The sequence below is a fragment of the Psychrobacter sp. ASPA161_9 genome, from assembly GCF_051970275.1.
Taxonomy (GTDB): Bacteria; Pseudomonadota; Gammaproteobacteria; order Pseudomonadales; family Moraxellaceae; genus Psychrobacter.
In genome coordinates this window covers 110,970-135,853 of the sequence record NZ_JBEFNI010000006.1, presented here as the reverse complement: position 1 = coordinate 135,853, position 24,884 = coordinate 110,970, and the positions used below count along the sequence as shown (strand labels likewise).

The following is a 24,884-nucleotide window of genomic DNA, read 5'->3' as shown; positions in this document are numbered from 1 at the left end:
TTATTAATTGATTGGTTTAATTGTTATTGATCGAAGCATTATTGATTGAAATATTATTAATTAAAACATTGTTAAAAAATAAATAAAAAGTCTGATAATTATGGATATTGAAACCTGTTTAGATAGTCGTATTATTCATATTAAAAGCGATATTGAGCTCATAGATGTTAAAGGACATTTTATTAGTTTAGCTGCTCCGATTCGCTTAACTGGTCAATTACGGCTTACTGACGATTTACGTCAGATACTTGCGTGTATAGACAATGAAGTAGAAAAATTAACGCTACAGATTGGGGTTGATGAAGCAGGGCGCGGCCCCTTGCTAGGCAGTGTGAACGTGGCTGCCGCAATACTACCAAGCGCGTGGTCAGGTTTGATTGAGATGCAGACATTAGTGAATACGCCGTTATTTATACTGACGGACTCCAAGCAATTAAGCGAAAAAAAACGCGATAAGCTTTATCCATTGGTGCAACAAAACGCTTTAGGTTATGTGGTTGCAGAGATTCCAGCAGCGGTCATTGATCAGATAAATATTCTGCAAGCAACGATGCTTGGTATGCGCTTATGTACAGAGGCGCTATTAGTTGCGGTAGCAGAGCAAATTGCAAATTATACAAGTAGCACGTCATACAATCTGCAGGCTCAGGTATTGTTCGATGGAAATCGCTGTCCAGAGTTAGATTATCTGAAACTCTCATCTTTTGGTATATCTGAGTCAAGCATTGATTGCCAAGCTTGGGTAAAGGGTGATGCACGTCACACTAGTATTGCAGCTGCTAGTATCTTAGCAAAAGTCAGCCGCGACCAGACTATGTATCATTTAGATTCGTTGCATCCACAGTATAGTATCGCTAAGCACAAAGGTTATCCCACTCGTGTTCATATGGAAGCCATTGAGATGTATGGCGTATTGCCTGAACATCGTCGTAGTTTTGCGCCAGTAAGGCGAGTACTTGAGAATAAATGACGAATTAAATCTAGAAGAACTACTTATTCTACAAGGTGATTGAAGACTAAATAGCCTAAGCAAATAATCTTACAGCTTTCACATTAATCCTAAATTTATTATTCAAACTCCTCTCCAAATTACCTTTCAAATCAACTCCTAAAATTCACGTTATATCAAACCGTCTCCTACAGACGGTTTTTTTATTGTCATAGACGGTTCTATTTACTATGAATTGGCATGCTTATTGCTCATTTTGACTATGGTCACTCAATATGCTCACTTCATGCTTTTATAGGATAAACGATGAATTTTATTACCTCAGAAAAAAGTCTCGTCATTGCTCTTTCTTCAGCTCTGCTTTTAACTGCTTGTGGCGGTGGTGGCAGTGAGAGTTCCGATAATAGTACTAGTACTAATTCAAGCAACTCGAACTCACCTGAAGCGATTAGTCCGTCAAGCCCTATTGATACTTCTAAGCCATCAGAGCCTAACACTTCTCCTGAACCGTTAAAACCGACTACTTCTCCTGAAACATCAGCGCCTGAGGCTACATCACCAGTATTAAAAGTTGAAGTCGATATGAAAGATGTGGAGAGTAAGAGCTATGATGGGGCTGCGCAGGTTGGCTCAAAGCTATTAAACTCACAAAGACAAGCCTGTGCGCTTGGTGGGTTAGCACAGAATAACGAGCTAACCAAAATAGCAACCCAGCACGCGCAGTACATCCAGCATGTTTTCGCAAATAGTAGCCCAACGATGTTTAATGCGCACGATGAAAGAGAGATCGAAGATATAAAGACATGGACAGGAAAGAACAATCCATTCTTTACAGGTATTAGCTTCAAAGATCGTCTACTTAAAGCTGGATATTCAAACTTGGCTCATGGTGTTGTAGAAAACATATCGAGAATAACGTATTACAGCTCAGCTGGTAGAGTCGCGTCACCAGAGTATGCTGCGCATTCAATGACTAAGTCTCTACTAGCTGCACCTTATCATATGCGTCTATTAGTAACTCCTAACCTTAGTCAAACAGGCTCAGGTATGATAGCTTACAAGCCTTATGGTAAGGCTACTGATAAAAGTCAGGGCTATGTTTTTGTCAACGCATCATCAGCTGATCGAAATACAGAAAATCGTTCGGTTGAGGGACTGTTTACTTATCCTTGTACTGATGTAGCAGATACAAATACTGCGCTTTACAATGAGTTTCCAAGCCCAGTGGCAGGGACAGGACGTGACCTAGGTACTGATCCTATCGGCCAGCCTATCTATATCAACATGCCATCGGCTAAAAACATTAAAATTAGTAATATTAAGTTTCGTGATATCCAGCGTAATATAGACGTGCCTGTAGACCTGCTAGATTATAGCAATGACCCTCATAAGAGAACCGCCTACGAATTACCGCAAAACGAAGCTTTTATTCTGCCGATTACTGATAGTTTGCAAAGCTGTGAAACTGGTCGTAGAGTAGGTAAAAACTGTGGTCTTTATGGCAATAGTAAATACCAAGTCAGCTTTGATGTTCTAGTAGATAATAAGACGCTAGAAACTAAGCAGTTTACCTTTACAACAGGTGAAGTTAACTATTAAACCAGTGTGCACGTTAGCGTATAAGTCTTGCGCTAACGTGCACACAGTTAATCAAAACGACGAGTCCGGCTGCTTTAGAAATGTTTTTTCTTCAGCAGTCGACTCTCTATCTAAAACCTCATTACGATGCGGATAACGGCCAAACTGACCAATGATGTCTTTGTGGCGATGTTCAAAGTCCAAGGTGTTCGCATGATCTAATTGCTCAAACAGTGGTAAATAGCGCTCATGGATCATCGCTGACTCAGAGTGCATAAATGGCATGATAATAAATTTGCGCCATTCCATCGGCAAACTATTAAAATGTGGCTGCCCAATAGCTTCTTGAGCCAATACCAGTGCCATGCCATCCTGCGCAAAAGCACAAGCCTGTCCGCGACATAGATTGCGTGAAAACTGATCTAAAACAATAATTTCTGCTAAGCGTCCCGCCAAAGCCGTGGTTGAGCTGTTACTATCTGTTGATGTTTCTGCGGTTCGCCAAATCACGCATTCACCTTGTTTTGCGGCTTGCCAAATTTTGCCAAACTTATCATTTATTTGCTTATCAAAACCATCGTTTTGGTCAAACCAGTATTGCTCATTATCTTTGTCGAACCAAAAATCTAACACTGCACGCGCATCAGGATTAAGATGGGTCATATCGATATTCTTTGGATCGAGTTGAGATAAGTTAGCTTGGCTGGTAGAAGTGGAATAATCGGTCGAAAGCGACATAAGATATTCTAATTATGATGAATTTAGTCTACTATAGCGCAAATATTTATATCTGTCATAACCCTATCAAAAGCCATTAGGTTATCTCTTATGAACTCGATAAAAACTTTAAAACCAGTTGCCGTACCAACACCTTATTATTTGCTTGATGAAGCTGCAATAGTCGCTAATATGCAGATTATTGCACGTCTGTGCGAGCTGTCTGGTGCTAAGGCATTACTGGCACTCAAATGCTTTGCCACATGGGGTGTCTTTGACGTCATGCAGCCTTATTTACATGGCACAACCTCGTCTTCACTAAATGAAGTGCGTTTAGGCTATGAAACCTTCGGCAATAATAGCAATGGCAATAGCGAAGATAAAAAAGAGACTCATGCCTATAGCGTGGCCTATAGTAGCGATGAGATATCTGAAGTGCTTAGCTATGCGGATAAGATTATCTTTAACTCTATCTCGCAATTGAATGCTTTTAAAGACCAAGCCCGTGCACAAAATATTCCAGTAGGGCTGCGCTTGAATCCAAAGACCAGCAATTCATCATTTATCATTGCAGATCCCGCACGGCCTTTTAGTCGTCTTGGTGAGCATGATAAAGATAAGATTGCAGCGGTACTCAGTGATATAACTGGGGTGATGATTCATAACAACTGTGAGAACGACAGCTTTGAAGCCTTTAGTGCTAGCTTGGCTGATATCGAAGATAGGTTTGGTGACGTTTTAGCACAGCTCGAATGGGTCAGCTTGGGCGGTGGCATTCATTTTATCGCCCCTGATTATCCACTAGAAAAACTCGCTGAAAGGTTAAAAGGCTTTAGCGAAAAGTATGACGTACAAGTCTATCTAGAACCTGGCGAGGCAAGTATCCATGGCGCAGGGTCATTGGTTACGACGGTATTAGATACCATGCATAATGAAAAAAACTTAGCCGTCGTCGATGCTTCTATCGAAGCACACATGCTTGATTTGCTGATCTATCAGGAGTCAGCGTCTATTGCCTCTATTAATGATGAGTCGGTTGATGTTGTGCCCGCTAGCACTGATCAAAAATATGACGCGCCTGACAATACGATTATCTATGGTCGTTCTTGCTTAGCAGGCGATATCTTTGGCGAGTATGCATTACCTAACCATTTAAAAGTAGGTGATAAGATTGCATTTGGTAATGCCGCAGGTTATACCATGGTGAAGAAAAACTGGTTTAATGGGGTCAACATGCCAGCGATTGTTATTCGTCGTTTGGATGGCAGTATTGACGTACAGCGTGAATTTGACTATCAGGACTATAAAGCGAGTTTGTCCTAACTTCATTGAGCTAATGATTGGCATAACCTTTAAACAATGGTTCAAGAATCATTATGCATCCTGAAGTTTTTAAGTTATGTTGTAATTTTTGCCGAAAAGCGAATAAAAATTGTTATAATTGCCGCTGGCAAAGGCAGCAATATTTGTCTAACGGGTGCGTGGGTTTTCCTCGGTCTTCCTTTTTAATTCACGCATATCATTCACTCGTTTCTGTTTTGCATAGCCAATATCAATGGTATCGACAGGGACACAAAGGAGGATTGTTCATTGAACACAAATCAACAAGCTAAGTCCAACAAAAAAGATGTACTCATCATCGGAGCAGGCGGCGTCGCTCAAGTAGTTGCTCATAAATGTGCAATGCATAATGACGTACTCGGCGACATTCACATTGCCTCGCGTACTCAGGATAAATGTGATGCGATTGCTCAGAGTGTGAAAGATAAAGGTAGCTTTAAGCAAGCTGCCGTTTTACATACCCATCAAATCGATGCGATGGATGGTCAAGTGCTTGTAAAGCTGATACATGATACGGGCATCCAGATCGTCATTAATGTCGGGTCGCCTTTTCTTAATATGAGCGTGCTTGAAGCCTGTATCGAGACAGGTGTCGCTTACATTGATACTGCTATTCACGAAGATCCACGCAAGATTTGTGAGACGCCACCATGGTATGAAAACTATGAATGGAAACGTCGTCAGCGTTGTGAAGACAATAACATCACTGCTATTTTAGGTGCAGGATTTGATCCTGGCATGGTTAACGCCTACGCGCGTCTTGGCTATGACATGATGGACGCAGGTTCGGTCACTGACATCGATATCATCGATATCAACGCAGGTAGCCACGGCAAATACTTTGCGACCAACTTTGATCCTGAGATTAATTTCCGTGAATTCACAGGTACGGTTTATTCTTGGCAAGATAGCAAATGGCAATCTAACAAGATGTTCGAAGTGAAGCGCACCGATGATCTGCCAGTCGTTGGCGTGCAAAATAGCTATTTAAGTGGTCATGATGAGATTCACTCTTTATCAGCCAATTTAGATGTGCCGAATATTCGTTTTTGGATGGGTTTTGGTGAGCACTATATTAATGTTTTCACCGTGCTACAAAATCTAGGTCTATTGTCGGAGCAGCCAGTGATGACTGCTGAAGGACAAGAAGTTATTCCGCTAAAAGTCGTTAAAGCTGTGCTACCAGATCCAAGCTCACTAGCACCCAATTATACGGGTAAAACTTGTATCGGCGATAAGGTTAAGGGCAAAGTTGACGGCGTCGATACTGAGGTGTTTATCTATAACGTCTCAGATCACAAAGAAGCTTATGAGGCCATGGGCAGTCAAGGTATCTCTTATACCGCAGGCGTGCCACCTGTTGCTGCTGCTATGCTAGTCGCTACTGGTGAATGGGATGCTGGCAAGATGGTCAACGTCGAAGAACTTGATGCCAAGCCATACATTAATCTGTTAAACAAGATTGGCTTACCAACTCGTATTCAAGACAGTAAAGGTGATAGAGCGTTAGAGTTTGATATCTAGTTAGAGATTTTGATTTAATAAAAAAGCTTATCTTTTATAGATAAGCTTTTTTTATGTTTGATTGTAGTGTGACTTTACGGAGAAGTAGGGAAGCCAATCCTGCCATCCGCTATTATCTGCCATTTCTGCTAGGGCAGCGGCTACTGGCGGGACAGGTTGCTGCTACCGCGACACCCTGACCCACCGAGCCTTTGCAACCTAGCAGTTATGACAGGATAGCCGCTACAGTCAGGGCTAGCGGTGACATCGCGTTCTTGCTACTATCTATCGTGGTTTGAGCAATTTTTATCTGTGCGCTGGGCGCATCCTACGCTCTAATCAATCCATCAAGGTTTTTACTACTTACTAGGATTATACTTCCTCAATGCCGCAATACGATCATCAAGCGTTGGGTGTGAGCGGAAAAGGTTAGCGATACTAAAGCCCGTAGATTGTCCTGATGAGATAGCAAACGCTTTCATACTCTCTGGCATTTGATCTGGACGTTGTGCAGAAGGGCGCAAGGCATCAAGCGCACTAATCATTTTGTCTTTGCTGGCAAGCTTTGCACCCATCTCATCAGCACGGAATTCACGCAGACGTGAGAACCACATGACGATGGCAGACGCCAAGAATCCAAGTAGAATATCCATTACGATACTAGTGACAAAGTAACCAATACCGGGTCTATCGCTGGTGTTTTTAAAGACAGTGCGGTCAACGAAGCTACCAATAATACGCGCGAAGAACATCACAAAGGCATTTATCACGCCTTGAATGAGCGCAAGGGTTACCATATCACCGTTTGCCACGTGACCAATCTCATGCGCGAGCACCGCTTCTACTTCATCTTGATTCATGTTCTGCAATAGACCAGATGAAACAGCGACTAAAGCTTTGTTTTTATTCCAGCCCGTTGCAAAGGCGTTTGGCTGGGAATTATTAAAAATACCTACTTCTGGCATCCCAATATTTACCGCTCGAGCTTGTTTAGCGACGGTATCCACCAGCCATTGTTCAGTAGCATTGCTTGGCGACTCAATAACAACCGTCCCTGTCGATCTTTTCGCCATCCATTTTGAGATAAATAGTGATACCATCGAACCAACCATGCCATATATACCGCACATAATGGCAAGGCTGGTGTAATTTAATCCACCTGCAGTGTGTACACCACCAATCCCAAAAAATCTGGATAAGATACCAAACACGATGCTAAATACCACAATCACCGCTAAGTTGGTCAATAAAAACAATCCAATACGCATCATTACGTTAACTTCCCAATTAAAATTTAAATGCAACTTTAAGACCTAATCTCATAATTGAGATATTATTGCTTTATATATGTTTTTATATATTATAGCTCTTCATAAATGGCGTTGTCTTGATAAATAACAATCTCAGTTAACCGTCCACACACACCGAAATCGCCAAAAGAACGAAAGCATAAGAATTAAAAACAGTCAGCTCATCTAATAGACAGTCAACTGTTCAGATATATCATTTAATCATGCATAAGGTCTAATAATGAACGCTCTAGAGCTAAAAGTACCACCTGTAGCCCAGGTCACCATTACCGCAGCTGCCATGTATGGCGTAGCTAAAATCATGCCAAGCTTGCAGTTCTCTTTTAATGGCTCAACTGCACTAGCGATTTGTTTGGGTGTTATAGGATTGGGCAGTGGTATTATGGGAGTGGCTGAATTTAAAAAAGCACAAACTACCGTTAATCCACATACTCCCGAAAAATCTACGAATCTAGTGACACGCGGTATTTATCAATACACTCGCAATCCTATGTATGTGGGATTGGTACTTATCTTATTATGCTGGGCATTATATTTGTCTCACTTTCTTGCGTTTGTGTTAGTGCCAGTTTTTATGCTTTATATGACTCGTTTTCAGATTCAGCCAGAAGAGCGGATGATGGAACAAAAATTTGGCAAGCGTTATCAAACGTATCTAAAGAAGGTGCGGCGTTGGATTTGAGGTATAGTAGGTAAAATGTTTTATTATTAATTAACGATTAAATCAGGGAGATAATGTTATGGAAATGAAAAATATACCTTTTGGGATTACTGACTGGACGGAAGTAGAAGCAGTAGAAATCAAAGGTGAGACTGGCACAGGGTATTGGAAGACTTGCGAATTTAACAATATCAATGTGCATATGGTTGAGTATTCTGCAGGCTACCTTGCGGATCACTGGTGCTATAAAGGGCACATTTTGTTCTGTGTTGAAGGAGAATTAAACACGGAATTAAAGGACGGTCGTACTTTTACCTTGACACCGGGTATGACTTATCAAGTAGCGGACGATACAATCGCGCATTGCTCGTCAACGAAGATAGGCGCTAAGCTGTTTATTGTGGATTAATGATGCTCGTAAAAGTATTATAAATGTGACTAAAAATGAGAATATAAAAGGCGGGATTCTGGATTGTGTCGTTACGGGCGATAGAGTGTTTATTTCTGGCAATGCCGTGCAGTATTTGACCGGATTTATCACCGTTTAGGAGTAGTGGTTTTGACTGAATTGAAAACCGTTGGGCTGTTTGTGCTGACAGCATTGGCTGAAATTGTGGGTTGCTATCTGCCTTATCTATGGCTGCGAGAAGGTAAGTCAATTTGGCTACTTATCCCCGGTGTGCTTAGTCTGGCAGCCTTTGTATGGTTGCTGACCTTACATCCAACCGCTGTAGGTCGAGTTTATGCGGCTTACGGTGGGGTGTATGTTGCAATGGCAATTATTTGGCTATGGACTATCAACGGCATTCGACCAACCACATGGGATATATTAGGTTCTGCGGTCGCGCTGCTGGGAATGGCGATTATTATGTTTGCGCCACGCAGCACCTAATACAAAAGCAGCGCCTAGCATAAAAAATGCCAATCAAACCGTGAGATTCAAGTGGCACAGCTTTAATATTATAGTTCAGATTAATATAGGTTCAATTAGCATATTGATGTACTTAATATTAATGTTTGCCTAAGATACTACCATTATCTTCTTTTTTAGATTTTTTGGCGGCTTTTTTCTCTTTTGCTGTTAACAGCGGTTTCTTTTTTACATTCTTCTTACTATCTTGACCTTTACTCATGGTTCTTTCCTTTTTAAGATAACTTATACTGCCTTCTGATTAAGTCAAATGGGGCTGACTATCGGGCGGTATTGATACAATTGCCGCAGACGCTGCGTTCTGAATTAAGTATAGCCCTAAGCCTCCGCAATAGATAGCGATAGCACAATTTCCCTACGCTCCACTCAATTCATCCTTTTGAGCTCGGTTATATTCAACTTTGCTTTTATATTGAAATTAAGCGTATTCAAATTGAGTTTTTGGCTAGAGTCGCGCTCGAATGATGTGTAAAACAATAATAGTATTAATAAGTGCTTACTTACGGATACATGCCGATTTGCTATAATAAGCGTTAAGCCAATGATTAGGTTTGGCAAACTCTTACTTATTAATATCTAGCACAATAGTGCTTACTGTTTTGGTCAAAATTATTATGCGTATTCGTAAACTATTTAAATTTGAAAATGCTCATATTGTTCGTAACTGTAGCTCTGAACGCTGCAAACACTCTATCCATGGTCATAGTTATCAGATTGAACTTATCTTAGAGGCCACTCGTCTAGATCATGGGCAAATGGTCTATGATTTTGGCTTATTAAAGTCTTCGATCAAAGACATCATCGATAGCTTTGATCATGCGATTTGTTTTTGGAATAAAGACGATCCTGAGTATATCGCTGCCTGTAAGAAGTTCAGTGCACGCTGGATTAGTTTGCCAGTGTCACCTTCAGCAGAGCAGTTCTCACGAGTTATCTTCTTTTGGGCACAAGAAATCCTAAAACAAACCCAAATGCAAAATGGTGAGTCTGATGTCAGCGTCTACTCGGTAATTGCACACGAAACCGCAACTGGTTATGCCCAGTGTTTTGCTGATGATGTGGCTAATGAGCAAATGGGCAAGCTGGTATTAGAGGATTTTGAATTTAGCGAGCAAGTCTGTAGTGAGTGGCATGATCCTGAATTATATGCCAAGCTGATACGCGGTGAGAATTTTGTAAATCCTTCTGTAACGATGCAGGTTCACGAACAACAAGCAGGTACAGTCTGATGTCTAATCATAATGATACGCCTTTTACTGATAAACAGTTGCGAATATTAACTCTATATTCAGAAGCAGATACCGAAAGCTTAGCCGAGCAGCTTGCCGCCTTGTTAGTGTCAGGTAGCGTTTGGCTGGCAGGTGATTTGGGCGCAGGTAAAACCACGCTGACACGCTATTGGTTGCAAGCACTTGGGCATAAAGGTGCGGTAAAAAGCCCGACTTATACTTTGGTCGAGCCTTATAGTATTGAGCAAGGCAATGGCGTAACTAAGCTGGTTTATCATACTGATTTATATCGTATACAAGACCCTGAAGAGTTGTCTCTTATTGGTTTTGATGAGTACCTTGATGATAAAGATGCGCTGGTTATTATCGAATGGCCAAGCCGTGCTGATAATTATCTACCACCGCCGACACTGTTCATTGATATGACTCAAAGCGTTGATGAGTCACGTCAGGTGGAGATACGATTATCAAAGATAGGGGAAGCGCAAGGCTTAGACTTATCAGTTTTGAAAATTTAGCTCAAAAAATGCCTGCAATCCAAAATATATGACCCTCACTAATGCTAGATAATCACTCTAATACACGAATCAAAAAACTATCACCGCTACTAATCAATCAATTAGCAGCAGGTGAGGTTGTGACGCGTCCATCAGCTGTGGTTAAAGAGTTGCTTGAAAATGCTATCGATGCTGGTGCCAGTAATATTGAAGTGCATATTACTCAAGGCGGCATGGGTATGATTGAAGTGGTGGACAATGGTGTTGGTATTCATCCTGATGATATGGTCATGGCGATTACTCGTCACGCGACCAGTAAAGTTGCTGATGTCGCAAATTTACATGGTATTACTACTTTGGGTTTTCGCGGGGAGGCATTGGCAGCAACGGCGGCAGTTTCACGATTGACGCTAACCAGTAGTCATGATGACAGTGGTATCGGACGTCAGTTGCAGGTCACTGGTATCTTAGATGATCTGCCGAAACTGATACCTGTTGTGCACAATCGCGGTACGACAATCACGGTAAAGGACTTATACTTTAACGTGCCAGCACGCCGCGGTAATTTGAAATCTATTTCGACCGAGTTTAACCATATTGAAACGATTGTGCGTGAAGTAGCTTTGGCACGCGCTGATGTGGCGCTTAGTCTCTTTCACGACAATAAAAAACGGCTGTCGCTGTCAAGTGCATTGTCTTCAAGTTCGTTATCGATAAATGTTAACGGAAAAAACAATAACGCTAGTCGTCTGCCGTTATCGCGTCTTGAACAAGCGACGGGTAGGCCATTGACGGATAACGCGCTAGAAGTAGCAATTGATTTATCGAGTCTAATGCAGCAGCCTATAGGGTATGCTGATAATCATTACTCAGGTAATCAGGTAAGTATCAGTGGTTGGTTATGGCCTAGCACTGATTCACAGGACGCCTTGCCAAAGCTGCTATATGTGAATGGTCGTTTGGTAAAAGAGCCGCTCGTTAGCAATCAGTTGCGCCAACTTGCTCACAGTGCTGGACTTAGTAGCATCGGTTACGCCCTTTATTTTGATCTACCAACCGAGTGGCTCAATATCAATGTGCATCCATCCAAACAGCGGATCAAAATCAGCCCGTTAAATAATATCATGGCACATTTAAGCCATGCAGTTCGTTTGAAACTTAAAACGGTTAGTACAACGGAGACGGTAGCAACTACCGATTACGATAAACAGACGCTAGACAGAAATACCTCTCCAAGCACATCTTTTAATGCGTCATTGCCTAAGACATTTGCTACTAGTAACTTAGCGCAAAACAATCAAGTACATACTCCTAAATATCCGTATCAACTGTCAGCAAGCAAACAGTTCTCTAAAAACGTAGCGGAATTCTGTTCAGCAAAATCTTATGTTGACGAATCGTCTGATAAGAATGTTAAACCTTCAAGTGCAACTTCCGCTGATAGCCTTAATATTTTGAATAGCTCATTTATAAAGACAGGGCATTTACCAGTTTGCTTGGATGTTATTAATAGCTTAAATGGTTTAGTAAGTGAATCTTCTAACCCTAAAGACATCGATGATAAATCGCTGCCTTGGTTATTGTTTTACAACCAAGGACAGCTTTCACTTATTAGTGCAGCAGATTGGCACTCAAAGCTTCGTCTATTATTTGAGTCACATGTACTTAGCAGTAATATATTTAAAAAAGATGAAATGCTAAATAGCGCAGCATGTGTCAATCAGCAACTTGCTATTGTAAGCGCGCAAATGACTGCGCAAGATTTGACGATTTTTATAGTAGATGTTGAAGAGTTGCTAACTAACAATGCAATAAAAGTCATAGATCGCAATCAATTAGTTTCGTTGATGCTATTATCTGCCTCCGAACAAACTACATTCAGTTAATCTGAGCCTGAACAATAAATACTAGCTTTTATATAGCTATCCTCTGTTCTATCTATTCAAACTACAACCAGTAAAGGCATCCCTATGCGATATTCGTTTGATAGCTCATCCCGTAGCTTGAGTCCCAATTTAGCGGATAATAGCGTGGTTTGCTTGATGGCACCAACCGCGAGCGGTAAGACTGCACTGGCTTATGAGTTGTACGATACAGGTCGTTATGAGCTAATCTCAGTAGATTCGGCTCTAATATATCGTGATATGAATATCGGTACAGCCAAACCAACGACTGCTGAGCTGGCGCGCTATCCACATCATTTAGTTGATATTATTGATCCTATGCAGAGCTATAGTGTCGCTGAGTTCGTCAGCGATGTCGCCCGTTTGATTGATAGCTGTCACGAGAACGGCAAGATACCCTTACTAGTCGGCGGCACCATGATGTATTACATGGCGCTACTGGATGGGCTATCTCCAGTACCTGATAGCGATGATAGTGTTCGCGTACGCGTGGAGCAGTGGCGACAGGAAGAGGGCATTAGTGAGCTATATGACTATCTGGGTGAGGTTGATCCGATAAGTTATCAGCGTCTTAATGCCACTGATACTCAACGTATTACTCGCGCTATTGAGGTATATCTGCAAACAGACATTCCTATCAGTGAGTGGCAGCATAAGCCTAAGCAAGCATTGGCGCACAATCCCAATCAGCAGTGGCATGCATTAGCAGTGATGCCTGATCGCCCATGGTTACATGAGCGCATCGCACAGCGTTTAGATATCATGTGGAATGAGGGGCTAGTAACTGAAGTAGTTAGCTTGCTTGAGCAGTATCCACTGACACCAAATCTGCCTTCTATGCGCTGCGTTGGCTATCGTCAAGTATTAGAATACCTAGTACATACTAATCATCCAATATTTGAGCAACCGCATTTGGATAAAGCTCAGTTCAATGATGCCTTTGGTGAACCCGAAGAATTAGCCAATCAAAACATGAAACAGAATATCGCGTTTCAGTCGCAAGCACAGTCATCAATGCTTAATAGTCAGGCTGAGGCGCTTGCTTGTTATCAAATGCAAAATAAGGCATTATATGCTACAAGGCAACTGGCAAAGCGTCAATACACTTGGCTTCGTAAGTTAACTCAATTACCGATTATTAATACTGATTCAACAGGTGATGATAAAAATAACAAAATCGTCATACCATCATTTACGACCATGGCGCAAGCTGGTGAATATCTACGTTGATTATTAATTAATACTAATCGTTGATACTATCTGAAAAACGGTACATGACATTAAGTACATATGCTATTAGTAGTAAACAACATGCTTTATAAGTTGATATCGACAATAAAAATAAATCACAATAAGTTTCAAAGTGTAGTCTAGATAGCTGTTATAATTTGGTAACCTACCATTTATAGGCAGGTTATGTTGACTATTGCTAATTGGTTGTTACATTAAAGTGTTTTTTTCTAATAAAAACTACCATAGAAACAACTGGTTACTTAATTATTTACAATAATGTGGCATTCAAGATAAAGTAGAATTACTCAAGAAAAATTAGTGCTTATTTAGATACGTTTTATTAGTAAAACTTATTATTGTATCTTCCTCTAACCATTATAATTAAACAAGCACTTATAATATAATTATATAATATTTAGGAGAGTTTTTATGTCAAAAGGACAAACATTACAAGATCCGTTCTTAAACTCACTACGTAAAGACCGCATTCCGGTGTCTATTTTTTTGGTCAACGGCATTAAATTGCAAGGCCAAATTGAATCATTTGACCAATATGTTGTTTTACTTAAGAATACTGTCAGTCAAATGGTTTATAAGCATGCTATCTCAACTGTAGTGCCAGCGCGTAATCCACGAGGCACGAGTACAACGGCGACTACAGGTAGTAGCATGCAGACTCAAGGTGCCGCTGGATATCAAGGTGGTAGTACTAGTAGTGGGTTTGAGCGTGGTAGCACTGCAGGTGCAGCTAGCGGTTTTGAAGAACGCGGTTTTGCTTCTAATCGTAGCGGTTTTAATCGTGGTGGCTTCAGCCAAGGTCAAGATCGTGGGTTTGAACGTGGCGGTTTAGGTCAAGGTCAGGATCGCGGGTTTGAGCGTGGTGGTTTTGGTCAAGATCGTGGATTTGAAAACCCAGCAGAAAGCACTGACCCTGAAGATAAGCCAAATGATGATATTGATAACAATAACAACAATTAATCGAAGATACATATGAAGGCGCATCATATCGTTAGTAATCGCCTTTATTAATAAAAAAGACCTGCTATTGAGTGGGTCTTTTTTGTATAAACCAGATGAGTATTATACAAACCATAGCGATATTACTGCCACTATCGCTATTCTGTTATTAATCTGGCGCACCATTAAAATTTTCTAGGCTGTATTATTAATATTACTCCCAATATAGTAAAATACGGTATCCATTATAAGTATCGAGTCAAACCATGAGCAACTGCGCAAAAAACCTTACCCATGCCCAATTTATAACCACTGCTATTGATGCCATCAATACTGAGATGGCAGCACTGGCATTGTTAACGGAGCAAATAGACGATAGGTTTGCGCAAGCTTGTGATATTATTTTGGCTTGTAAGGGTCGAGTAGTCGTGACTGGTATGGGTAAGTCAGGACTGATTGGGCGCAAAATAGCAGCGACTTTCGCCTCGACTGGAACGCCAGCATTTTTTATGCATCCTGGCGAAGCAGGTCATGGCGATTTAGGAATGCTTGTAAAAGGCGATGTGCTACTGGCCATCTCTAACTCTGGTGAATCTGACGAGATTAAGACGTTATTGCCAGTCGTCAAAAGGCTGGGTATTCCGCTGATAAGTATTAGCCGAGATAAACGCGGTATGCTACCGCGCGCAGCTGACATTGTATTAACGCTTGGTAAATCACAAGAAGCTTGTCCGCTTAATCTAGCACCTACCTCTAGTACTACCGCCACTTTAGCGTTGGGAGATGCCTTAGCTGTCGCTTTAGTGCATGCACGCAACTTTACCTCAGAGGATTTTGCGTTATCGCATCCAGCAGGCGCACTTGGTCGTCAGCTCTTAACGCGAGTAGAGGACTTGATGCACAGTAATGTAGAAAACCTGCCTCTCATCAATCAAAAAGCCCCATTGCAAGATGCGCTATTCATCATGTCTGCTGGTCGTTTGGGTATGACAGTGGTAGTTGATGATGAGAAAAAAGTCGTTGGTGTATTTACAGATGGGGATTTGCGCCGTGGTTTAGAAAAAGGTATCGATCTTGCTATCCCAATACATGATGTGATGAGTACTAATCCACGTCAAGTGAGCAAAACAATGCGCGCATCAGATGCGTTAAGCGTAATGAACGAAAATGCGATTAGCCAGTTATTGGTGATAGATGAGCAAGAGCGTTTAGAGGCTATTATTACCGTACATGACTTGCTACAAGCAGGTGTAAAGTAATAACTTAAACTGAATAGATTTTACAATTGAATAAAATACTTCATAAGAGATAAATTATGCAAGACTTAATCAAAAAAGCCGGACAAGTTAAAATGCTTGTAATGGATGTTGACGGTATCTTATCTAATGGTCAGATAATCTATGATGCTAATGGCATTGAGACCAAAGCATTCTCAGTGCAAGATGGCGTTGGGATTAAGTCTTTAGCACGTTATGGTATTTTAACCGCTATTATTACTGGTCGTAGTAGCCCTATGGTCAATAAGCGCGCCGCTGAGACGGGTGTTGACTATGTGGTACAAGGCCGTGACGATAAGCTTATCGCCTTAACAGAGCTGCTTTCGACATTAGATCCAGCATTAAACATTACCGCTGCCGATTGCGCTTATATGGGTGATGATTTACCTGATATTAAAGCTATGCAAACGGTTGGCTTTGCTGCGACAGTGCCTAATGCACATGCCGAAGTGATTAACCGCAGTGATATGGTGACTACGCGCGCAGGTGGTACAGGAGCAGTACGTGAAGTATGTGATCTTATTTTAAAAGGTCATGGACACTATCAAGACTTTATCGCGCACTATACGCTTGATAAAGTACAGGCGCAGGATAACTTGTCGTGAATACTCGTGTTTTAATTATCTTAGCGTTAATCATTGCTGGTATCGCTGGTTGGTTTTTTCAGCAACAAGGTAAGATTACGCCACCAGTAAATATAGAAGCTTCTGAAGTTGATTATGAGGCGACTGATATCAAAGCGGTACAAACCAATGAACAAGGCGAGACGGAGTACGAGCTCAATGCTGACTCACTGACACATAATCCAGTGACCAATCAAGATGAGATGTCAGGTATTACCATGAATTGGGAGCCATCTGATGAGCAGCGTTATAAGATTCAAGCGGGCAGTGCTACTATTAATCAACAAACAGGAGAGCTGCGTTTATCTGGTGGCTTTACCTTGGTTAGTGAAGACAAAGCTGGTGTGGCATCAGATATTGAACCGATTAAAGTCACAGGTCAGACGCTCAAAGGTAATACTAAATCACGCCAAGTCTATAGCGATGAGTCAGTCAAGGTTGAGCAGGGTATGAATCGTTTTGAGGCTTCCAGTATGAAAGCCAATCTTGAGACTGGTGAATATGAATTTGGGCAAGTGGCTGTGACCTTTACGCCAGCTGAGCGTCAAGATAAAGCATTATTTTAATATCTTGTATAGTACGTATGATAGCCTCAGATAGTTTAAAATAGAGGGTAAAGGTACTCGCAATAAATTGTCTAACAAGTGACTCACTTATTACTACTCGATATTCAACTTTATTAATTTAGTTTAGTTACCTAACGGCTTTTGCTTTTCTACTACTCATTACCTCCTAATTATAAAAGAGTAACTGCTTATGAAACCTAAATTTTTGCCTGCCATTCGTTGCAATCAAGTGCCACAATTTTTACGTATTTTACCGATAACCATGATATTAGCATTACCGCTATATAGTCATGCGTTGCCATCAGATGCCAATCAATCCATCAAGTTATTGGCAGATAAAGCGACTTATAGCGAGCGTACTGGTGTCACCAGTTACTCTGGTAATGTCATTATTACTCAGGGTACACTAAAGCTTACTGCTGATGATATCACCGTAAATTTATCGCAGCAGCGCAGCATTAATTCGGCAGTGGCAACTGGACGTCCAGCGACGATGCAACAAGTCATTACTCAAGAAAAAGGACTGGCAAAAGGCCAAGCAAACAAGATTGATTACAATGCAGTGAGCGGTATTATTACCTTAACGGGTAATGCAAGACTGGTTCAAAATGGAGCTAGCTTTGCGGGTAATGTGATTCGTTATAGCCTAAAAGCTGGAGATGTTGAGGCCACAGCTGGTAATAGCCAGCGTGTTGAACTGGTACTTCCACCCAATAATAATACCAACCAAAGCGGTATACGCTAGAATGATTTTGTCAGTTTTTATAAGCGTCTAAATTTTGCATTAGTATGAGTATCGTATGAGTGATAGTAGCAGTTTTAATAGCAGTCTTGACAGTCAGAATACGTCTGTAAAAAACAGTACGACTACGCCTGTAGTCGAGCGTCTGACGATGCAAAATTTAGGTAAGCGTTACGGCAAGCGCTGGGTAGTTAAAGATGTCTCATTCTCTGTCGAGCAAGGACAAGTCGTTGGCTTGCTAGGACCTAACGGTGCAGGTAAGACAACCAGCTTTTATATGGTAGTCGGTTTAGTCAATATGGATAAAGGCCGCGTTACCTTAAGCAAAATGGACTTGTCTAAGTATGCCATGCATGAGCGTGCTCGTGCTGGTATTGGTTACCTGCCACAAGAGGCTTCTATCTTTCGTAAGTTATCAATCGAAGATAATATCTTGGCTATTTTGCAAACTCGTAAAGAGTTATCAGCCGCCGAACAGCGACAAGAGCTTGAAAAATTAATCGGTGAGTTCCATTTGGAGCATGTACGTAAATCCCTAGGGATGAGTGTCTCAGGCGGTGAGCGTCGCCGTTGTGAGATTGCACGCGCTTTAGCAGCTGACCCTAAGTTTATCTTATTAGATGAGCCTTTTGCTGGGGTTGATCCTATCTCTGTTGGTGATATCAAAGACGTTATTTTGGCGTTAAAAAATCGCGGTATTGGCGTACTAATCACCGATCATAACGTTCGTGATACCTTAGCCATTTGTGATAAAGCTTATATTGTTTCAGAAGGTGCCATTATCGCTGAAGGCACATCGTGTGAAGTATTAGATAATGAGCTAGTAAAATCAGTCTATTTAGGTAAAGACTTTCAAGTATAGGTAATCCTGTGCGTAGCCGCTCATCTATAACTCATAAATAAGAACTATAGATGAGCGGTTAAAAATATTTTTATAGTATTCGATACATCTTGAGTTTTTATTTACTAACCCAATTTAACTATTATAATTAATTCATCTAACTCTGCACTTTCACGTCTGCATTACCAACCTTCATTCTTTTTTATCGAAGCGGTTATTGGTTTATCATAATTTATGATGACTTATCCTATATAAATAAAACTATCTTAATCTCTCTTTATTTCGCAACCTAAACAGGGCGCATACACGATGGCAAAAAATAAAAGTAGCTATGTCTGTCAGCACTGCGGTGCACATTTTGGTAAATGGTCGGGACAGTGCTCTGATTGCGGCGAATGGAACAGTTTAATAGAAGCCCCAAATGTTAGTATGCCGCATCATAATAAAAATACCTCTAAACCCGCAGCCAATAGAGCAACGCCGCGTGGCGCAAATGGTGGTGCTCCAACAGGAAATTATTCAGGAACGCATAGTGCTGTCATGCCTCTTAATGCCGTTAGTGTAGGGTTAGACACACGTCTGCCAACAGGTATTAGCGAGTTTGACCGAGTATTAGGTGGTGGGTTGGTTGCCGGTTCGGTGGTACTGATAGGTGGTGATCCTGGTATTGGGAAATCTACTATTTTGCTGCAAACGGCGACCAATATGGCACGTGCAGATTCGTTAGCGGGTAGTGCGCTCTATGTAACTGGTGAAGAGTCATTGGCACAGGTGGCGATGCGAGCCAAACGTTTAGATTTACCTGCTGATCGTTTGCGAGTTCTGGCTGAAACCAATGTAGAGACCATTTGCGCCGCACTAACTCAAGAGCAGCCTGCTATTGCAATTATTGATTCGATTCAGACCATTTATACGGATGCGATTAATTCAGCTCCTGGCGGTGTCAGCCAAATTCGAGAGTCGGCAGCTATTTTGACTCGCTATGCCAAACAGACTGGGACGGCTTTGTTTTTAGTTGGACATGTGACCAAAGAAGGTACATTGGCAGGTCCAAGAGTACTTGAGCACATGGTGGACACAGTTTTATACTTTGAAGGACAGTCTGACTCACGATTTCGTATGATTCGTGCCGTCAAAAACCGCTTTGGCGCCGTTAATGAGCTGGGTATCTTTGGTATGACTGACATGGGTCTCAAAGAAGTCGCCAATCCATCGGCCATATTTTTGAGCCGCTATGATAAGCCAGTTGCTGGCTCAGTGGTTATGGTTAGCCGTGAGGGCACACGTCCACTATTGGTTGAGGTGCAAGCACTGGTTGATGACTCTCAAGGACAGCCAAGACGTATGGCTTTGGGGCTTGATTTTCAGCGTCTATCAATGCTGCTCGCGGTTATGCACCGTCATGGTGGTATTCACACTAGCGGACAAGACGTTTATGTCAACGTGGTTGGCGGGGTTAAAGTGATAGAGACGGGTTCGGATTTGGCAGTGCTATTAGCTTGTGCCTCTAGTATTAGAGAAAAGCCTTTGCCGTCATCATTGGCAGTATTCGGTGAGGTGGGCTTGTCGGGAGAGATTCGCCCCGTACCGAACGGTCAAGAACGCCTAAAAGAGGCCATGAAACATGGATTTACTCATGCTATCATTCCTAAATCAAATGCACCTGCCAGCAACTCGCCGCAGTTCAAAGGTATTACTGTACACGCTGTAGAGCGTTTGGATGATGCTATAGAGATAGCCTTCAAAATTTAGTCTTCATCTGAATAAAACTTTCTTAATAATAGCATCCATAAAAAAAGTTCCAGACTCACTTGAGTTTGGAACTTTTTTATATTTTTAATATGCTTTATATATTTTGAATTGCTAGTTTTTCTAAGTCTGTAACTTTAATTGAGTATTTAAAACTATAACCTAAAAAACTATGGACCTGAAACACGTTCAATTGAAACGTTGCCAACACCTTTACTAGTGATGCCTAAACGTTTAGCTGCCCCATAAGACAAATCTAGAACGCGATTACCATGGAATGGACCACGATCATTTACCTTTACTACTACGCTTTTGCCATTAGTTTTATTGGTTACTTTTACATAGCAGTTTAGTGGCAAAGAACGATGAGCAGCTGTCAGACCATTCATATCAAAAGTATCGCCACTGGCAGTTTTACGGCCATGGAACTTACGACCATACCAAGAGGCGAGACCAGTTTGTTTGAACTTGCTGACAGAATTAGAGGCCACAGCAGTCAGTCGCTCTAATACATCTTCATCATCAGTGACTTGACTAGTATCATTAGCCAATAGAGAGCTGTTAATAGCTAACGATGCTGGCTGACGTGCAGATTTTACTAAGCTTGAAGCATTATCATGTTGGCGAGTAAGCTCACCAAGTACACGATCAATATGGGAGGCGTTATCTTGAGACAAGGTCGCAAGGGATGTTTTTGCTTCTACGGCATTGGCATTAGATGCTATTGCAGAGCCAGCAAACAAACACACTGACATTGTAAGTAAACCAGATAGACGCTTATTCATAGATACCTCTATAACTTATATATTAAGACATAGTATCCAAAACCTAGGGTTGAGCACAACAGAATAAAGTAATTCTGATAACGCTACAGATCATGCATGCTCGTCATCTATGTAAGTACCATAGGATATGAGCAATGGCTGGATAAGTCTCAAAACATGGGTAATTTTCATTTCGCAAATTTTCAATGTAAAGCTACTAATTAAGAATTCAAAGTTTTACTATCTTATTTTGTTATGAATACGTTAACTTAAGTAGTGCCTTTGAAAAGCTAGATGCTCACTATACGGAGCAGCTACGACCGAAATATAATTGAATGCAAAGTTTATTAGCAACTCTGTACATGTTATGTATCAAAGAGTAGTAAAAAGAGAGTAACGCAAATTTTTGTAAAAAACAAGGATTAAAGTTTAATGATGATTGTTATTAATGACAAATGTATTAAAGATATAAACAGGTAACTTTCTACATATTTCTGTAACAATAACAGCGTCTTAGATAACATTATTTTTTATGATAATAGTGTGATTTTTATAAGGAATATTTTTATTTACTAAATAAATATTTTTTATAAATGTTTGTTTTTTGAATTGATGTTATTTATATCGGATACTCATAATACTTTTTGATATATGCTTTATTTTGAATATAAACAATCTAATATAAATTGTTATCTGTATTTTTACTTCTTTATATTTATAATTCTGGTTCTTTTAACCATTAGATTGCAATTTTTGTAATCTTAAAGCCAATATTTATATAAGACATATTTTTTGAACCATAGTTAATTATTAATTCATACTCACACTATATTATTTAGTTTAAGTAAAAAATACTGCTACATAAGCTTATAAGCAGGGCGGAGTATGGTTTTGATATATTAGCTATCAGGACAATTTGACTAATCAGCTTTGTGAGTATGAATGGACATCAAAAGTCCAAACCCGCCCATTAAGGTTACAATTGCAGTACCACCGTAACTAACGAAAGGTAAGGGAACGCCAACAACAGGTAGAATGCCTCCAACCATGCCAACATTCACAAATACATAGACAAAAAACGACATCGCAATAGCACCTGCTAATAGGCGGCTATAGGTATCAGGGTGGGTAAAAGCAATATATAGTGCACGTATTAATAGGCAAGCATATATCAGCATAAGTAGTATCACACCGAATAGGCCAAATTCTTCTGAGAAAGCAGCAATGATAAAGTCAGTGTGACCTTCAGGCAAAAAGTGTAGTTGTGATTGTGTACCGTCTAGATAACCTTTACCTGATAGTCCTCCAGAACCGATGGCAGTTTTAGACTGAATAATATTCCAACCCGCTCCCTGTACGTCATCTTCAGGATTAAAAAGGGTTAACACTCGCGTACGCTGGTAATCGTGTAATAAAAAATACCATGCAAAGGTTACAAAGGGTATGGCTAACGCTAGCGCTGCTGAAATCATCCACCATGAAAGACCTGCCAAAAACAGGACAAAGAGCCCACTTGCTGCAACGAGTAGTGAAGTACCAAGATCTGGCTCTTTTGCGATCAGTATTACCGGTACAATGATAATGCCCAAAGTTATTATTACACTTGAAAATGATGGCGGTAGTTCACGTTTGGATAAGAACCATGCACACATCATTGGCATACCCAGTTTCATAAACTCTGATGGCTGTACGCTGCCAAAACCTGGCAAATTAATCCAGCGCTGTGCTCCCATCCTTACTTCGCCAATAATATCAACCAATACCAGTAGTATCAGTCCTAACACATAAAAAACAGGAGTAAAGGTGCGATAGATGCTAGGTGGCACTTGCGCCATAATAAACATGACTGTAAAAGCCACTCCATAGCTTACTATTTGTCGGACAACCATACTAACGTCTTGGGTTGAAGCACTATATAAGATAGTCAGGCCAATACAGCAAATCAGCAATAACAGTACAGTCAGCCATGGGTCTATATGAATACGCTGCCACAGCGTTCGTTCATGACGTTGGCCGAAATGATGGCTTTGGCGTGAAAAGCGATATTGTGGATTAGAAGACATAGGCAAAAGTGACTGTAATAAAAGGAAGTATATTAAAAGAGACAGTTTAAGAATGCTTTTTATTAACTATTATCATAAATCTGAACACTAACTATAAAAAAGCAATCAAAAATAAGGTATGGTAAATATAATAATTCTACTAAAAGTATCTTTGATGTAGCAAGATACCTAGTTTTAAGACATTATTATCGTATAGCTATCGTAGAAAATAACAACAATAGGGTGACTTGATAGTAATAGAGTAACGTGATTATAAAAAATGATGATGATAAATGTTAATAACAAAATTATTAGCTATTATCAGGGGCGATAGTTTAGCCTGCTTGCGTAAAATTTGATAGTATCGATAAAATATTTATTAGTGATAACTGCTCACATGACCCATGTAAATAATAGTATTCATAGGTTTTCCTATAAGCCTAAATGTAAACAGGCCAATTTTTCTATTTACCCGAAAGATATTTACCCTTCTATAAATCTGAAATTTCATATGACATCAATTATAAAACCTTTAGTTGCCTTTATCGTTTGTAGTAGCAGCGTTATTGGACATGCTGCTATTTTAAATGACAGTAGCGAGCGTCGTATTCAAGTGCGTCATGCTAGTGATAGCAGTAGTAATGCCTATATCGCGCCTTCTGCTAGCGTTAACCATAAATCGCCTGTGTTAAGTGGCGATAGTATGCAAGGTTTGATTAACCAAAAACAACGCGAATATGAGTTCGATTCTAAAGTATCAATAGAAGAGAATAAACGTGTGAGCGTGAATACTCGCAGTCCAAATTATAGTACTTCTGACTTTAAACGTGTGACTTACAATCCTAAGTACAACACAGCCAGTAATACTTATAACAGTATGGTTGATATGGACTTCAATGGTTGGTTAAACAGCAACAGCTTTCGTGCTCAAGAAGTGGCAAATTTTCAACGTTATTTAAGCTCACAGATTGGTGCCCGAAACGTTCCACCACTTGAAGAGCTTCTTACTACTGCACGTAGCTGGGACAAGTGTGGTTATGAGCCTTATCAGCTGCCCCCACAAGAATTGTGGTCAAATATAGTACCTACTTTGCGGCTTTATAGTAATTTAAAGAACCAAGGTATCCTGCCTGCAAGTAGTAAAATACGTTCAGCATATCGTAGCCCAGGATTGAATGGTTGTGCGGGTGGTGCGAATAGCAGCAAACATATGACCGCAGGGGCAATAGATATTTGGGTGCCTGAATACGATGATAATTTTTGGCTACTGAGTAACTTGCAAGACGGTCTATGTCAATTTTGGCAATATCAAGGTCAGTCTCATAATTTTGGCTTAGGATTGTACTCAACGGGCGCAATACATCTAGATACGCAAGGTTATCGAAAGTGGGGTTTTAATCATGCCAGTAGTAGCTCCTCATGTCGCTATTAAACTTAAACAGTGCCATAACTTAAAAAACTAAGCTTAAC

Annotated in this window: 25 protein-coding genes; 20 read left to right on the top strand and 5 right to left on the bottom strand. The window is 40.7% G+C overall.

Features of this window, described 5'->3' with window-relative positions:
* Positions 1–100 precede the first annotated feature (100 nt).
* Positions 101–970 (top strand): ribonuclease HII, encoded by an 870-nt coding sequence (locus ACTQ9S_RS08625; protein ID WP_440454704.1) that lies wholly within the window; start codon positions 101–103, stop codon positions 968–970.
* Positions 971–1,255: 285 nt separating this feature from the next.
* A complete protein-coding gene (locus ACTQ9S_RS08620) occupies positions 1,256–2,548 on the top strand; it encodes a CAP domain-containing protein (RefSeq protein WP_440454703.1) in 1,293 nt (430 codons plus the stop codon).
* 51 nt (positions 2,549–2,599) lie between these two features.
* Here the strand turns inward: ACTQ9S_RS08620 and ACTQ9S_RS08615 are convergent, their stop codons facing one another.
* Entirely contained in the window at positions 2,600–3,190 is a 591-nt protein-coding gene (locus ACTQ9S_RS08615; RefSeq protein WP_264753653.1) for a DUF924 family protein, read from the bottom strand.
* A 165-nt stretch (positions 3,191–3,355) separates the two neighbouring features.
* Here ACTQ9S_RS08615 and nspC point away from each other — a divergent pair, with 165 nt between their 5' ends.
* From nspC to ACTQ9S_RS08600, 3 genes are all read left to right on the top strand, one after another.
* The gene (gene nspC, locus ACTQ9S_RS08610) at positions 3,356–4,567 is read left to right on the top strand and encodes a carboxynorspermidine decarboxylase (protein ID WP_068035368.1); all 1,212 of its coding nucleotides are present in this window, start codon (positions 3,356–3,358) and stop codon (positions 4,565–4,567) included.
* Between the two features lie 267 nt (positions 4,568–4,834).
* The gene (locus ACTQ9S_RS08605) at positions 4,835–6,109 is read left to right on the top strand and encodes a saccharopine dehydrogenase family protein (protein ID WP_351118808.1); all 1,275 of its coding nucleotides are present in this window, start codon (positions 4,835–4,837) and stop codon (positions 6,107–6,109) included.
* A 53-nt stretch (positions 6,110–6,162) separates the two neighbouring features.
* Entirely contained in the window at positions 6,163–6,288 is a 126-nt protein-coding gene (locus tag ACTQ9S_RS08600) for a hypothetical protein (protein ID WP_351118807.1), read from the top strand.
* Between the two features lie 159 nt (positions 6,289–6,447).
* Here the strand turns inward: ACTQ9S_RS08600 and htpX are convergent, their stop codons facing one another.
* Positions 6,448–7,359 carry a protease HtpX gene (htpX, locus tag ACTQ9S_RS08595; RefSeq protein ID WP_351118806.1) on the bottom strand — a complete coding sequence of 304 codons (912 nt, stop codon included), beginning with the start codon at positions 7,357–7,359 and terminating at the stop codon, positions 6,448–6,450.
* Positions 7,360–7,618: 259 nt separating this feature from the next.
* On the opposite strand from htpX, the gene ACTQ9S_RS08590 reads away from it, so the two are divergent.
* The 3 genes from ACTQ9S_RS08590 (at position 7,619) to ACTQ9S_RS08580 (ending at position 8,951) form a co-directional block, all read left to right on the top strand.
* Positions 7,619–8,080 carry a methyltransferase family protein gene (locus ACTQ9S_RS08590; RefSeq protein WP_068327213.1) on the top strand — a complete coding sequence of 154 codons (462 nt, stop codon included), beginning with the start codon at positions 7,619–7,621 and terminating at the stop codon, positions 8,078–8,080.
* A 58-nt stretch (positions 8,081–8,138) separates the two neighbouring features.
* A complete protein-coding gene (locus tag ACTQ9S_RS08585; protein ID WP_068035379.1) occupies positions 8,139–8,468 on the top strand; it encodes a DHCW motif cupin fold protein in 330 nt (109 codons plus the stop codon).
* Between the two features lie 150 nt (positions 8,469–8,618).
* A complete protein-coding gene (locus ACTQ9S_RS08580; RefSeq protein ID WP_068035381.1) occupies positions 8,619–8,951 on the top strand; it encodes a YnfA family protein in 333 nt (110 codons plus the stop codon).
* Positions 8,952–9,069: 118 nt separating this feature from the next.
* On the opposite strand, the gene ACTQ9S_RS08575 is transcribed toward ACTQ9S_RS08580, so the two are convergent.
* The gene (locus tag ACTQ9S_RS08575) at positions 9,070–9,192 is read right to left on the bottom strand and encodes a hypothetical protein (protein WP_264753646.1); all 123 of its coding nucleotides are present in this window, start codon (positions 9,190–9,192) and stop codon (positions 9,070–9,072) included.
* Positions 9,193–9,604: 412 nt separating this feature from the next.
* On the opposite strand from ACTQ9S_RS08575, the gene ACTQ9S_RS08570 reads away from it, so the two are divergent.
* From ACTQ9S_RS08570 to radA, 11 genes are all read left to right on the top strand, one after another.
* Entirely contained in the window at positions 9,605–10,219 is a 615-nt protein-coding gene (locus ACTQ9S_RS08570; RefSeq protein WP_068035383.1) for a 6-pyruvoyl trahydropterin synthase family protein, read from the top strand.
* Complete coding sequence (gene tsaE / locus ACTQ9S_RS08565; protein ID WP_068035385.1) at positions 10,219–10,737, top strand: tRNA (adenosine(37)-N6)-threonylcarbamoyltransferase complex ATPase subunit type 1 TsaE; 519 nt, start codon at positions 10,219–10,221, stop codon at positions 10,735–10,737. Before ACTQ9S_RS08570 ends, tsaE begins: the two co-directional genes overlap by 1 nt.
* Positions 10,738–10,778: 41 nt before the next feature.
* Positions 10,779–12,602 (top strand): DNA mismatch repair endonuclease MutL, encoded by a 1,824-nt coding sequence (mutL, locus tag ACTQ9S_RS08560; RefSeq protein WP_068035387.1) that lies wholly within the window; start codon positions 10,779–10,781, stop codon positions 12,600–12,602.
* A gap of 84 nt (positions 12,603–12,686) precedes the next feature.
* The gene (gene miaA, locus ACTQ9S_RS08555) at positions 12,687–13,850 is read left to right on the top strand and encodes a tRNA (adenosine(37)-N6)-dimethylallyltransferase MiaA (protein ID WP_351118804.1); all 1,164 of its coding nucleotides are present in this window, start codon (positions 12,687–12,689) and stop codon (positions 13,848–13,850) included.
* Positions 13,851–14,282: 432 nt separating this feature from the next.
* Entirely contained in the window at positions 14,283–14,831 is a 549-nt protein-coding gene (gene hfq, locus ACTQ9S_RS08550) for an RNA chaperone Hfq (RefSeq protein ID WP_068327226.1), read from the top strand.
* A gap of 245 nt (positions 14,832–15,076) precedes the next feature.
* A complete protein-coding gene (locus ACTQ9S_RS08545) occupies positions 15,077–16,069 on the top strand; it encodes a KpsF/GutQ family sugar-phosphate isomerase (protein ID WP_068327229.1) in 993 nt (330 codons plus the stop codon).
* A gap of 56 nt (positions 16,070–16,125) precedes the next feature.
* Complete coding sequence (locus tag ACTQ9S_RS08540; RefSeq protein WP_350656991.1) at positions 16,126–16,692, top strand: KdsC family phosphatase; 567 nt, start codon at positions 16,126–16,128, stop codon at positions 16,690–16,692.
* Positions 16,689–17,276, top strand: coding sequence for an LPS export ABC transporter periplasmic protein LptC (gene lptC, locus ACTQ9S_RS08535; protein ID WP_350656992.1), 588 nt, complete (start codon positions 16,689–16,691; stop codon positions 17,274–17,276). The genes ACTQ9S_RS08540 and lptC overlap by 4 nt, the downstream gene beginning before the upstream one ends.
* A 190-nt stretch (positions 17,277–17,466) precedes the next feature.
* Positions 17,467–18,021, top strand: coding sequence for a lipopolysaccharide transport periplasmic protein LptA (gene lptA / locus ACTQ9S_RS08530; protein WP_350656993.1), 555 nt, complete (start codon positions 17,467–17,469; stop codon positions 18,019–18,021).
* Between the two features lie 148 nt (positions 18,022–18,169).
* Complete coding sequence (gene lptB / locus ACTQ9S_RS08525; protein WP_203226599.1) at positions 18,170–18,880, top strand: LPS export ABC transporter ATP-binding protein; 711 nt, start codon at positions 18,170–18,172, stop codon at positions 18,878–18,880.
* Between the two features lie 288 nt (positions 18,881–19,168).
* Positions 19,169–20,611: a DNA repair protein RadA gene (gene radA / locus ACTQ9S_RS08520; protein ID WP_350656994.1), complete on the top strand. Its 1,443-nt coding sequence runs from the start codon at positions 19,169–19,171 to the stop codon at positions 20,609–20,611.
* Positions 20,612–20,778: 167 nt separating this feature from the next.
* Here the strand turns inward: radA and ACTQ9S_RS08515 are convergent, their stop codons facing one another.
* Positions 20,779–21,393, bottom strand: a complete 615-nt coding sequence (locus tag ACTQ9S_RS08515; RefSeq protein ID WP_068035406.1) for a septal ring lytic transglycosylase RlpA family protein — start codon at positions 21,391–21,393, stop codon at positions 20,779–20,781.
* Between the two features lie 899 nt (positions 21,394–22,292).
* On the bottom strand, positions 22,293–23,435 hold the full coding sequence (rodA, locus tag ACTQ9S_RS08510) for a rod shape-determining protein RodA (RefSeq protein ID WP_068327244.1): 1,143 nt from the start codon (positions 23,433–23,435) through the stop codon (positions 22,293–22,295).
* A gap of 490 nt (positions 23,436–23,925) precedes the next feature.
* Between rodA and ACTQ9S_RS08505 the strand changes: the two genes are divergently transcribed.
* Complete coding sequence (locus ACTQ9S_RS08505; RefSeq protein ID WP_350656995.1) at positions 23,926–24,846, top strand: D-Ala-D-Ala carboxypeptidase family metallohydrolase; 921 nt, start codon at positions 23,926–23,928, stop codon at positions 24,844–24,846.
* The last annotated feature ends 38 nt before the right edge of the window (positions 24,847–24,884 follow it).